The sequence below is a fragment of the Bacillus sp. SORGH_AS_0510 genome, assembly GCF_030818775.1.
GTDB lineage: Bacteria > Bacillota > Bacilli > Bacillales > Cytobacillaceae > Neobacillus.
The window spans coordinates 3,619,857-3,632,217 of the sequence record NZ_JAUTAU010000001.1 but is presented as its reverse complement, the minus strand read 5'-3'; the positions used below and the strand labels follow the sequence as shown (position 1 = coordinate 3,632,217).

Below are 12,361 nucleotides of genomic sequence, written 5' to 3'. Positions count from 1 at the left end.
CAAAGAGCGTTTTCTTGCAGAAGAACATTTGCCTGTCGGGGCTGACCAAGGCGCTTCCGCTTTTCTTATTATTCTTTATAATGATTAGATTGATCGTTTTGTTCCTTATCTAACTTGTTTTCCTTATTCTGTGGAAGTTTTTTCTTTGGCTTCTCGGTAGAGTTTTTTGGACTTGGCGTAATTAAGTCACCAGGTACCTCAGGCATCAATCTCCCTGCAACATCAGCAAGTTCCTCCATGATACCCCGTATGGGTCTACCTTTATTGATATCTGCCTGTATTTCTTTTAATCTGGTCATTGTGTCGGCGTCTGCTACAACCACTGCATTGGCTCCGTATGGGTCTTTACGCAAGCTTTCAGCCACTGAATATTTGATTGACCCAACTTGAGAACGATCAATTTTAGAATTGACGTCTATACCAACAATCGCATATTTTCCTAATACCACTGCGGTTGCATCATTCACATTTGGAATACTTGTAGCCAATTCAACCAAACGTTTGGAAATTTCCTGCCCTGTTTTTCGGTCGACATTTTCAATATAGCTGTTTTTTACTTTTACTAAGGATTGATTAGCATTTTTTGCTGTTTCTTTATTTTTATCAGTAGTACATCCCGCTAGGACCAAGCTTATCGCAATAGTCATTACGATTTTTTTCATTCAACCACACCTCCAAGTAGCAAATAAAAGGTAAGTTATGCAGTGATAGCTAAATTCTTTTATACAAGCTAAGTTGTTCATTAACAATTATTGTGCGGAATATCTTCTATCTTTATACCAATAAACATATATTTTACCAAAGTCCAATCTATCAAAAGGGATTGTTGACATACTTAACAAACCCGACATCAAGTAAGCAGGAGGCGTCGCTTTGAGTAAAATATACGTGTTAGATACAAATGTCTTGCTGCAAGACCCGTATTCCATTTTTTCCTTTGAAGATAATGAAGTTGTTATTCCTGCAGTAGTTCTAGAAGAAGTGGACTCAAAGAAAAGATACATGGATGAGATTGGGAGAAATGCAAGGCATGTATCTAGATTAATTGATGGCCTTAGAGCCTCAGGAAAGCTCCACGAGAAAATCCCGCTTGAAAATGGGGGAACGATAAGAATTGAATTAAATCATCGTACATTTCATGAACTTCAAGATATTTTTATTGAAAAAACGAATGACAATCGAATTCTAGCTGTAGCAAAGAATTTATTCCTAGAGGAACAAACAAAGGAAGATGGTAAACCTGTTATTCTAGTGAGTAAGGATGCGTTAGTCAGAGTAAAGGCGGATGCGATTGGCCTTGCTGCTGAAGATTTTCTCAATGACCGTGTTGTAGAAATTGATCATATCTATACAGGATTTTTTGAGCTTTTTCTACCATTAGAATTATTAGGCCGCTTTTATGAGAAGGGTGAATTAAACCATTCAGAAATTGCTAATCATCCTTTTTACCCTAACCAGTTTCTCATTATGAAGGATGCTCTCGGAGGTTCAGCCTCAGCAATTGGGATGGTTGACAAAACAGGTAAAAAAGTAAAAAAATTAACGTTAAATCAAGAGCATGTATGGGGAATTCACTCACGTAATGTCCAACAAACCATGGCAATCGAATTATTATTGCGCAAGGATATACCGCTTGTAACTTTAACAGGAAAAGCAGGTACTGGGAAAACATTACTAGCCCTTGCTGCCGGATTGATGCAAACAGAGGACTTTAGAGAATATAAGAAAATTATTAGTCGCACGCCCGATTGTACCAGTGGGTAAGGATTTAGGTTTTCTACCTGGGGAAAAACAAGAAAAACTTAGACCGTGGATGCAGCCGATCTATGATAATTTAGAATATCTTTTTAACACGAAAAAGCCTGGTGAACTGGATGCAATATTAGCAGGAATGGGTTCAATTGAGGTGGAGGCTTTGACTTATATTCGAGGAAGAAGTCTACCGAAGCAATTTATCATTATTGATGAAGCCCAAAATTTAACCAAGCATGAAGTGAAAACCATCTTAACCCGGGTAGGAGAGGGAAGTAAAATTGTATTAATGGGAGACCCGGAACAAATTGACCATCCATATTTAGATGCCTATAACAATGGTTTAACTTTTGTAGTTGAAAGGTTTAAAGACCAAGTTATTTCTGGTCATGTAAAACTATTAAAAGGGGAGCGTTCAGGTCTGGCCCGACTTGCAGCAGATCTATTATAAAGACCTTGTTATTATAGCCATTGTAAAAAAAACGGGCGCCAAATGGCACCCGTCTTATTTTATTGTAAATCCAGTAACATGTTTAATAGGGTGATCTTGGTTTGAGCCATCCCCCAAGTATACATGAACGGGTCCATCAGATGATAGTGGTTTACCTTCTTTTGAAAATCCTAGAATTAAATCATAGGCTTCTTCTAATGAGAATTCATATTCCTTATTTTGAGTATGAATGACCAATGTTTGGGCGTCGCTAGCAGGCTCAGCATTCAACAAGAAAGGTTTTAAAAAAATACCAAACGTTCCTGTTAATACTTTTTCTTTTTCAAATTTTTTCTCTGATTTTAATGTTGGAGGGAATACAGCCCCTTCCATAATTTCGCGATCCCAATGTTTGGAAACCGCTTTGGTGTATTCTTCAATTGAATCAGAGTTTGCTTTTTTCGTTCCAAAATAAGTCGTTAAATCAATCCGTCTATCATCAAAAATCCAAACACCTGGATCAAGTGTAATAGTATATTTCGCGTTACCAGAAATCGTCATGATATTTTCCATCAACTATACCCCCTAAAGTCTACGCTATTAAGTATAGCTTTTTTTTATAAGAAAGTCATAAACAGAATACCATTTTGTAATAACCTTCATTGTTCTTGCAATTTTCCACTGTAAACGGTAAAATTTATAGATAAGTTGAATTATCGCTCTGAAATGGGGGGATGAATGTTGGCGTCTGAAATGATCGTGAATCACCAAGAAAAAGCCTATGCCTTATTGCAGGCTGACGCTGAAAAGATATTGAAGCTTATCAAAGTGCAAATGGACAATCTCACGATGCCTCAATGCCCACTTTATGAAGAGGTATTGGATACACAAATGTTTGGCCTATCAAGAGAAATAGACTTTGCTGTTCGATTGGGCTTAATAGATGTTAGGGATGGAAAAGCGATTTTAGATAAATTAGAAAGAGAACTATCAGCGCTGCACGATGCATCCTTAAGAAAATAATCTTAAAGAACTCAGACAATCACAAATATTGTTTGAGTTTTTGTTTTTTTGTATTAGTATGTGTTAAAGAACATTCTTGATTTGAAAACCTGTTGATTGGAGCGGAAGGTGCGAAGACTCCTGTGGGAGTGCGGGTCAGGGGAAACCCTGCAGGCGCGTTTCTCCGAGGAGGCTCGCCGAAACGCCCACGGAAAGCGAAGCATCCGGAGAGGAAATCAACAGGCAAGTTTTACAGAGCTTTATATTAAAATGTTGTAACAAATTCTTTTTTCTTAAAGTAATCATAACCATTTTCTATTATAATAGAGTGTAATTAATCGACAATTATAAAATGAGGACGTCTTATATGGTAAAAAAAATACTGAAATCCTATGATTACACCTTAATCATTGCCATCATTCTTTTATGCACATTTGGACTAGTTATGATTTATAGTGCAAGTATGGCTTATGCGGTCCAACGGTATCAAGTTAGCCCTGATTTTTTCTACCAAAGACAGAAAATATTTTTGTTGGGGTTTGCAGCTATCTTTTTGTTCACAGCCATTGTTCCATATAAAATAATGAAATTTACAAAATGGTTTCAGCTTCCAATGGTTTTAGGTTCAATTGCACTGCTACTTGGGATTTTTGTATTTGGACAAGTTAAGAATAATGCACAAAGCTGGTACGCAATTGGAACTTTCTTATTCCAGCCATCGGAATTTGTAAAGCTTGCAGTTATCATTTATTTAGCTGCCGTCTATGCAAAAAAACAAGAATATATCAATCAATTTAATAAAGGTGTTCTTCCTCCATTAGTTTATCTGTTCATCGTGTGTGTGCTAATAGGTGCACAGCCAGACTTTGGTACAGCATTTATTATTGCTGCTATTGCAGGGACAATTGTTTTCTCTTCAGGGATGAATATGAAGACAATGGGAAAATTATTTCTTATGGTTTTAATTCTTGCCCTTCCCATTCTTATTGCCAAAGGCGGAGATTTTTTTTCTGATGTGCAAAAGAGTCGTTTTCAGGTATTAGAGAATCCTTTTGCAGAAAAGTATGTAAAGGATGCGGGGTTCCATTTAGCCAACTCTTACATAGCGATTGGATCCGGAGGCATTAACGGTTTAGGATTGGGGAAAAGTATTCAGAAACTTGGCTACTTACCAGAATCACATACAGACTTTATCATGGCAGTAATTGCAGAGGAGTTAGGAATTTGGGGAGTAGGTTTTGTCATTTTTCTATTAGCTTATGTGGTCTTACGCGGAATTTATATAGGTTTACAGTGTAAGGATCCCTTTGGTAGTCTGCTCGCTATTGGAATTTCTAGTATGATCGGAATTCAATCGTTTATTAATCTCGCTGGGGTTTCGGGTTTAATTCCTTTAACGGGAGTTCCGTTACCATACATTAGTTATGGGGGATCATCTCTACTAATGCTTGGAGCAGCTACAGGAATACTTGTGAATGTTTCAATGTTTGTGAAATATGAGAAAAAATATAAAAATAAACAAGTGATCGATAAAAAGCAACGTACACAAGATGGGAACGTATTCTATATTCAACAATAAAAAAAGTTGCCGGTATAACCGGCAACTTTTTTATATATGGTTCCTCTTAGAGCGAGAATAAAGTAGAAGAAAATAACTTAAGACTCCAAACAGGCAGGTAATAAAGAATGCATGGAGAAGCGCGATATATAAGTTGAGTCTACTAATAATAATAAATGCGCCTGCAATGACTTGTAAAGAGACGAGGATAAAGGCAATGATCCAACCCCAATAAATGACTTTTTGATGTTTGTAGTTACGAATAACGATCAATAAGACATATGCAATCCAGATAAATATTAACCCTGCAGCTACCCGGTGACCCATTTGTACCCATTCCCACATGTCAGAAGGGAGAGCGGGGCTATCATTTTTACATAAAGGCCAATCCAAACAAACTAAACTTGATTTTGTATGTCTGACTAGGGCACCTGTATAAATGACAAGATAACTATAAATAGATAAACCTATTATATGGAAGCTCATTCTTTTATCAATTTTAAGCTTGTCTGCTTCGAATTTCTTGTCTATTTCAAAAATAAGAAGTGTTAACAAAAAAACAGATGCGAAAGAAATAAGAGAAATTCCAAAGTGAAGTGCAAGCACAAAACTTGATTGACCCCATTTCACCGCTGCAGCGCCAATTAACCCTTGTAACAATAAGAAGAAGAAAGATAGAAACGAAAGAAACTTTGTTTCTCTAATATGACCGATCGCCTTCCACGACCAAACGGATAGAACAAGCACCAAAATTCCAACTACACCGGAAACGAGACGATGGGCAAGCTCGATGACTAATTCGGGCGTAATATCTAACGGAACAAATTTGCCGTTACATAAAGGCCAGGATCTTCCGCACCCCATTCCAGAGCCCGTCTTGGTCACTAAAGCTCCGCCGATTAAAACCAATATCATTCCAATTGTGGTTGCAACCGCTAACCACTTTAAAGAGCGTCGCAAAAAATCACCTCATAAATAGTTCAAAAATTTGTCATTGGATAATCCTGACAGTATAATGAATGAAAAAGTAACATGGTATAAAAAGTCCCTATTTATCATAACGAATAAAGTAGAAAATGAACAGTTTTTAAGCACAGATTTTTAGAGAAGTTTTTTAACAGAAAAAGGGAAATGTATAATATATATTTTCTACTATTATTATAGTGAAAACTATTGAAACTTTGGATAGTGTTTGATAGAACTATATATAGCGGTTTTTTTCTATAAATTTGGGTGTGTCACAATTTGGTCAAAAATTATTCGAAAAAAATTCACAAAAATATCAAAAAGTGTGATTTAATATACAGAGAAAGTGTTTTTTGAATCACTGCTTTTTCGTTTCATTATATAGTCAATATGGTATAATATTTAACCTGATTATCCCTAATTTTTTGTAAAAAGAATAGACGGTAATTTTAGTAAGTATTGTTATCACCTAAATGGTGAATATTTGTTATGAAGGATTAGGAGGAGAAGATATGTCTAACCCAAAGGCTTTTGGAGAACCATCCATCGACAATGGTGCTGCAAGCCTACATTCTAACATAGAAAAAACCTCAGTATGGAAAGATTTTATGGCACTAATAAAGATAGGAATTGTTAATTCCAATCTAATTACTACTTTTACAGGTCTTTGGCTTGCATTACATTTCTCAGGTCAAAGCTTTTTAGGAAACCTTGATATTGTATTTTATACGGTAGCGGGTTCTTCACTGATTATTGCGGGTTCATGTGCAATAAATAATTATGTCGATCGGGATATTGATCATTTAATGGAGAGAACAAAAGGAAGACCTACTGTAACAGGTAAAGTAATACCAAGTAGAGTTCTTGCTTTAGGTATTTTCCTCATTGGACTGGGAACACTGTTTTTATTCTTAACTACGATGACTGCAACAGTTATTGGACTGCTTGGAGTTTTTAGTTATGTAGTCCTATATACTTTATGGTCTAAACGTCAGTTGGTTTCTAATACTATTATTGGCAGTATCTCAGGTGCTGTTCCACCTTTAATCGGTTGGGCTGCAGTTGATGCCAATTTGGATATTATGGCATGGTCATTGTTTGTTCTAATGTTTGTTTGGCAGCCTCCACACTTTTATGCTCTTGCAATGAGAAGAGTGAAGGAGTACAGAGCAGCTGGTATTCCGATGCTTCCTGTAGTAAAAGGCTTTAAAACAACAAAAATTCATATTTTGATTTGGGTAGCTGCACTATTGCCAATCCCATTTTTTCTTACTAAATTAGGAATCCCATTTCTAATTCTTGCGACTCTGCTAAATGTAGGGTGGCTGGTTTTAGGGATTTATGGATATAGGATCAAAGATGACATAAAGTGGGCAAAACTAATGTTTGTATACTCTTTGCAATATTTAACTATTATTTTTGTGGCGATGGTAATTGTTACATTAATTTAGTTTTGCTTGCTTTGGCTGACTCGAATGTATGAGATATACCTTTTGAGTCAGTCTCCTACATACTTCTTTGACCAAGCATCATATATTTAGAAATTTTATAAGTGAAAGAGGGGTTTGATTAAGCTATGAAAATGCTTGCAAAATGGCGTTTAGTCTCGTTGTTTGCGATGATAGCGCTTGTACTCTCCGGATGTGGTAAACCATTTGTTTCCGCGTTGAATCCAGCCGGTGAAGTTGCAGACATGCAATATGATTTAATGAAGTTAAGTACTTTAATCATGGTTGGAGTTATTGTAGTAGTCATGATTATATTTGTTTTGGTGTATGTTCGTTTCCGTAGAAAAGACGACAAAAAGATTCCAAAGCAAGTAGAGGGAAGTCATACCCTAGAAATCATTTGGACTGTTGTACCAATTCTTTTACTTCTTATCTTAGCTGTTCCAACTGTTGCAGCAACTTTTAAACTTGCTGATGTGGATAAAATGGATAAGAAAAACACGAAAGCACTTGTTATTAATGTTAGATCACATTTATATTGGTGGGATTTTGAATATCCAAATCAAAAGATTGTGACGAGCCAGGAATTAGTGGTTCCTACAAACGAAAAGGTTTATTTCAATTTAAAATCTATGGATGTTAAGCACTCATTCTGGATTCCAGCAGTGGGTGGTAAATTAGATACCAATACAGATAACATCAATAAATTCTGGTTAGAGTTTGATGACAAGCGTGCAAACGACGCGGGTAACCTTTTCTACGGAAAATGTGCTGAGCTATGCGGACCAGGACATGCATTAATGGACTTCAAAGTAAAAGCAATCAGCCGTGACAAATTTGATGCTTGGGTGACAGCGATGCAAGATGTAAAAGAGCCTCAAAAAGCAACAGGCGCTCTAGCATCACAAGGTCAAGAAATCTTTAATAAAAGCTGTATTGGCTGTCATGCTGTAACACCTGCTAATAAGATGCCAGATACAGCTCGTATCGCACCAAACTTATCAAACTTCGGTGAAAGATCACGTGTTGCTGGTATATTAGATCATAATAAAACAGAAATAAAGAATTGGATTAAAAATCCTGAAGCATACAAGCCAGGTAATCTAATGTCTGGAAAATATCCACAAATGAATGATGAACAGCTTGATGCGTTAGCCGAATATTTAATGAGCTTAAAAGTTCAGGAATAATTGGGGAAATGGTTGAAAGGGAGGTAAAATTGTGAGTACCTATGCTCAAAAAAAGGGATTTGGTGCGACTTTATGGGACTTTTTAACAACTGTTGACCATAAGAAAATCGCGATCCTATATCTTATTGCAGGTGGATTTTTCTTCTTAATTGGCGGACTTGAAGCCGTATTTATCCGAATCCAACTTGCAGTACCAAACAATGATTTTGTCAGTGCAGGGGCATTTAATGAAATAATTACCATGCACGGAACTACAATGATTTTCTTAGCAGCAATGCCGCTTATTTTTGCATTTATGAATGCGGTAATGCCATTACAAATTGGAGCTCGTGACGTTGCATTTCCATTTGTAAACGCCGTTAGCTTTTGGTTATTCTTCTTTGGTGGAGTATTCTTAAACCTTTCATGGTTTTTAGGTGGAGCACCTGATGCTGGATGGACGTCATATGCATCGCTTGCAATGGCTTCAAAGGGGCATGGTGTAGATTTCTACATCTTAGGTTTACAGATTTCAGGTTTTGGAACATTAATGGGTGGTATTAACTTCTTGGTAACGATTATTAATATGCGTGCACCAGGTATGACGTACATGAGGATGCCATTGTTCACTTGGACAACATTTGTAACCTCAGCACTTATTCTATTTGCATTCCCTCCACTTACAGTGGGTCTAGTATTAATGATGTTTGACCGTATGTTCGGAGCTAATTTCTTTGAAGTAGCAGCAGGTGGTAACACAGTAATTTGGGAGCATCTCTTCTGGATTTTTGGACACCCTGAAGTATATATCCTTGTACTTCCTGCGTTTGGTATTTTCTCGGAAATTATTCCGATCTTTTCAAGAAAACGCTTATTTGGATATTCATCCATGGTATTTGCAACCGTATTAATCGGTTTCTTAGGCTTCATGGTTTGGGCACACCATATGTTTACAACTGGTTTAGGTCCAGTTGCGAATGCTATTTTTGCCGTAGCGACAATGGCAATTGGAGTTCCTACAGGGATTAAGATTTTTAACTGGCTGTTAACAATGTGGGGTGGTAGTGTTAAATTTACGACTCCAATGCATTGGGCATTTGCTTTTATTCCATCATTTCTTGCCGGTGGGGTAACAGGAGTAATGCTTGCTTCTGCAGCCGCGGATTATCAATATCATGATACTTATTTTGTTGTAGCACACTTCCATTACGTAATCGTTGGTGGTGTTGTATTTGCTATCTTTGCAGGAACACACCTATATTGGCCAAAAATGTTTGGAACTATGTTAAATGAGACTCTTGGAAAAATTACCTTCTGGTTATTCTTTATTGGTTTTCATTTGACATTCTTTATCCAGCACTTCTTAGGATTATGGGGAATGCCTCGTCGTGTATTCACATACCTTCCAGGTCAAGGTTTTGAAACAGCTAATATGGTAAGTTCAATTGGTGCTTTATTCATGGGTCTTGGTGTCATTATTATGTTAATTAACATTATTATGACATCAGTGAAAAATGTACGTGTAGGAAATGATCCATGGGGCGATGGAAGAACGCTTGAATGGGCAATTCCATCACCACCACCATTTTATAACTTTAAACAACTTCCACTTGTTCGTGGTTTAGATGCATTCTGGATTGAAAAAATGGAAGGTAAAAAGGGTATGACTCCTGCTGAACCGCTAGGTGACATCCATATGCCGAATTCATCCTTTATTCCATTTGTTATGTCCTTAGGACTATTCATTGCTGCATTTGGTGTGATGTATCATGGAGATAAGGTAGCATGGGCACTTCCAGTAATGATTATTGGTTTACTAATTACATTTGGTTCAATGTTTGTACGTTCCGTTAAAGACGATCATGGTTTCCATATTCACAAGGAAGAGCTTATGGATGAAGATGATAAGGGGGTTAAGGCATAATGCACGCTGAAGAAAAATTTACTTATGAAACATGGCCTGCTGCGCCGGAGAAAGCTACCCTTGAAGCAAAAAATAAATTTTTAGGTTTTTGGTTCTTCTTAGGAGGAGAGACGGTTTTATTCGCCTCCCTCTTTGCAACCTATTTAGCTTTAAAGGATAAAGTGGGGGATTCTACTCAACCACTTGCCAAAGATTTATTTGAACTTCCATTAACATTTGTAGCGACTATGTTGTTATTAACAAGCTCACTAACAAGTGTATACGCTATGTATCACATGAAAAACTTCGCTTTCAAGAAAATGATGGTTTGGCTTGGTTTAACGGCATTATTAGGCGCTGGCTTCTTAGGTTTAGAGGTTTACGAATTTAGTCATTATGTTCATGAAGGACATAAGTTTACAAGTAGTGCATTTGGTTCTGCGTTCTATACGCTTGTTGGTTTTCACGGTGGTCACGTTGCTTTCGGTTTATTATGGTGTTTTAACATTAATGTTCCGTAATGGAAAGCGTGGTCTAAACCTATACAACGCGCCAAAATTCTATGTATTTAGTTTATATTGGCATTTTATCGATGTTGTTTGGGTATTTATCTTTACAGTAGTATATTTAATGGGAATGGTGGGATAAACTGATGGCAGATCAACAATTAAATTCAGGAAACCCAAGAGTTGACATTGAATATCGTCGTCGGAAAAATACTGAAGAGATGAAATATCAAGTGGTGTCGTTTACCCTTATGATTTTCTTAACTCTTATCGCATTTGCTGCAGTAGCAATTAAAGGATTTACAGCTTGGTTTACTGTACCTTTTATTATCCTTTTAGCTGTTGTTCAAGTAATTTTTCAACTATATTACTTTATGCATATGAGTCATAAAGGACATGAAGCTCCATCACTATTCCTATATTCAGGAGTGCTGGTAGGTGCCGTAACTATCCTAGCTTTTACTACTATTATCTGGTGGTAAAACCAGGACAATAAGAAAAAAGAAAATCGGCTTAAAGCCGATTTTCTTTTTTAAAAATTGGAAAGTTTTCTTAGTTTGCTAATCGTATTTGCCACGGGTATAATAAAGTCAATAATTCTTTCAATGAACATTGAGGTGATTTCGGTGCTTACATTAGACATATTTGGATTTGAAGCACTATGGAGCCCGTACTTTTTATTTATTTTAATTCTATTAACGGCAGGGTATTTTATCTTAACTACAAAGTATAGAACAAATATTTTTCAAAATAGTGAGCCGCTTACCAAAAAACAAGAATTTCTTTTCTTGCTATCAATGGTCCTTTTATATGTTATCAAGGGTTCACCATTGGATATACTAGCCCATCTCATGTTTTATATTCATATGATTCAGATGGCATTGTTAGTCCTTGTAGTGCCCCCTATTTTCATTTTGAGTATCCCCAACTGGGTGTGGGAGAAAATATTCAGTGTTCGAACTATTGATACTTTGTTTAAGAGTCTTACAAAACCGCTTATTGCATTAATTGTTTTTAATGGACTGTTTTCTTTTTATCATGTTCCAATCATTTTTGATCATGTCATGCAAAATATTTGGTTGCACGCTGGTTATTCAATTATTTTATTTTTTACTGCTATTTTCATGTGGTGGCCTTTATTAAATCAAATGCCTGGTCATCAAACATTAAATGGATTAAAGAAGGTTGGCTTTATTTTTGCAGATGGAATTTTATTAACTCCAGCCTGTGCATTAATAATATTTGCTGATAATACTCTCTATGCTACCTATTCAGATCCTCATGTTTGGGGACAAGTAATGAAATTATGTGTTGGGGCAGCAAATTTTGAAAGTTTAAATTTAAGTGGACCTCAACTTTTTAGTTCTATGTCATTAATCGAGGATCAACGTCTTGGCGGGGTAATAATGAAAATTATTCAAGAAATCGTATATGGTGTGATACTAGGCCGGGTTTTCTTTGAATGGTACCGTAAAGATCAGGAAGATTCAAAACGCGAAATGAATCAATCTTTAAATCCAAATCTGATTAAGTAGTTCCCCCAATGATTTGGGGGTTTTTCGATGTTATGGATTGAAAAAATATAATTTCACGGTTACACTACTATGTAGAATGAATATAAAAGAGA

The 12,361-nt window shown here is 36.4% G+C and carries 10 protein-coding genes and 2 pseudogenes; 9 read left to right on the top strand and 3 right to left on the bottom strand.

Annotation, left to right across the window (positions count from 1 at the left end):
• Nucleotides 1–68 precede the first annotated feature (68 nt).
• A complete protein-coding gene (locus tag QE429_RS18525; RefSeq protein ID WP_307289101.1) occupies nt 69–662 on the bottom strand; it encodes a YhcN/YlaJ family sporulation lipoprotein in 594 nt (197 codons plus the stop codon).
• Between the two features lie 211 nt (nt 663–873).
• Between QE429_RS18525 and QE429_RS18520 the strand changes: the two are divergent.
• Nucleotides 874–2,203: pseudogene (locus QE429_RS18520) on the top strand (PhoH family protein).
• 54 nt (nt 2,204–2,257) lie between these two features.
• Here the strand turns inward: QE429_RS18520 and QE429_RS18515 are convergent.
• Nucleotides 2,258–2,755, bottom strand: a complete 498-nt coding sequence (locus tag QE429_RS18515) for a peptidyl-prolyl cis-trans isomerase (RefSeq protein WP_307289099.1) — start codon at nt 2,753–2,755, stop codon at nt 2,258–2,260.
• Between the two features lie 168 nt (nt 2,756–2,923).
• On the opposite strand from QE429_RS18515, the gene QE429_RS18510 reads away from it, so the two are divergent.
• Together QE429_RS18510 and QE429_RS18505 are read left to right on the top strand one after the other, a co-directional pair.
• Complete coding sequence (locus QE429_RS18510; protein ID WP_307290881.1) at nt 2,924–3,205, top strand: Fpa/YlaN family protein; 282 nt, start codon at nt 2,924–2,926, stop codon at nt 3,203–3,205.
• A gap of 346 nt (nt 3,206–3,551) precedes the next feature.
• Nucleotides 3,552–4,763 (top strand): FtsW/RodA/SpoVE family cell cycle protein, encoded by a 1,212-nt coding sequence (locus QE429_RS18505; protein ID WP_307289098.1) that lies wholly within the window; start codon nt 3,552–3,554, stop codon nt 4,761–4,763.
• 30 nt (nt 4,764–4,793) lie between these two features.
• Here QE429_RS18505 and QE429_RS18500 read toward each other — a convergent pair whose 3' ends face one another.
• Nucleotides 4,794–5,702, bottom strand: coding sequence for a COX15/CtaA family protein (locus tag QE429_RS18500; RefSeq protein ID WP_307289096.1), 909 nt, complete (start codon nt 5,700–5,702; stop codon nt 4,794–4,796).
• Between the two features lie 518 nt (nt 5,703–6,220).
• Here QE429_RS18500 and cyoE point away from each other — a divergent pair.
• From cyoE to ctaG, 6 genes and pseudogenes are all read left to right on the top strand, one after another.
• Nucleotides 6,221–7,159, top strand: a complete 939-nt coding sequence (gene cyoE, locus QE429_RS18495; protein WP_307289095.1) for a heme o synthase — start codon at nt 6,221–6,223, stop codon at nt 7,157–7,159.
• Between the two features lie 125 nt (nt 7,160–7,284).
• Nucleotides 7,285–8,346, top strand: coding sequence for a cytochrome c oxidase subunit II (gene coxB, locus QE429_RS18490; RefSeq protein ID WP_307289093.1), 1,062 nt, complete (start codon nt 7,285–7,287; stop codon nt 8,344–8,346).
• A 31-nt stretch (nt 8,347–8,377) separates the two neighbouring features.
• Nucleotides 8,378–10,249, top strand: a complete 1,872-nt coding sequence (gene ctaD, locus QE429_RS18485) for a cytochrome c oxidase subunit I (protein ID WP_373463210.1) — start codon at nt 8,378–8,380, stop codon at nt 10,247–10,249.
• Nucleotides 10,249–10,876: pseudogene (locus QE429_RS18480) on the top strand (cytochrome (ubi)quinol oxidase subunit III). The gene ctaD and the pseudogene QE429_RS18480 overlap by 1 nt, the downstream one beginning before the upstream one ends.
• 4 nt (nt 10,877–10,880) lie before the next feature.
• Entirely contained in the window at nt 10,881–11,216 is a 336-nt protein-coding gene (ctaF, locus tag QE429_RS18475) for a cytochrome c oxidase subunit IVB (protein ID WP_307289092.1), read from the top strand.
• 144 nt (nt 11,217–11,360) lie between these two features.
• On the top strand, nt 11,361–12,269 hold the full coding sequence (gene ctaG / locus QE429_RS18470; protein ID WP_307289090.1) for a cytochrome c oxidase assembly factor CtaG: 909 nt from the start codon (nt 11,361–11,363) through the stop codon (nt 12,267–12,269).
• Nucleotides 12,270–12,361 lie beyond the last annotated feature (92 nt).

What these genes read in the sequence shown, in the direction of transcription:
- QE429_RS18505 (WP_307289098.1), top strand. Translation starts at nt 3,552, where the DNA reads ATGGTAAAAAAAATACTGAAATCCTATGATTACACCTTAATCATTGCC.
- coxB (WP_307289093.1), top strand. Translation starts at nt 7,285, where the DNA reads ATGAAAATGCTTGCAAAATGGCGTTTAGTCTCGTTGTTTGCGATGATA.
- cyoE (WP_307289095.1), top strand. Translation starts at nt 6,221, where the DNA reads ATGTCTAACCCAAAGGCTTTTGGAGAACCATCCATCGACAATGGTGCT.
- ctaF (WP_307289092.1), top strand. Translation starts at nt 10,881, where the DNA reads ATGGCAGATCAACAATTAAATTCAGGAAACCCAAGAGTTGACATTGAA.
- QE429_RS18525 (WP_307289101.1), bottom strand. Translation starts at nt 662, where the DNA reads ATGAAAAAAATCGTAATGACTATTGCGATAAGCTTGGTCCTAGCGGGA.
- QE429_RS18515 (WP_307289099.1), bottom strand. Translation starts at nt 2,755, where the DNA reads ATGGAAAATATCATGACGATTTCTGGTAACGCGAAATATACTATTACA.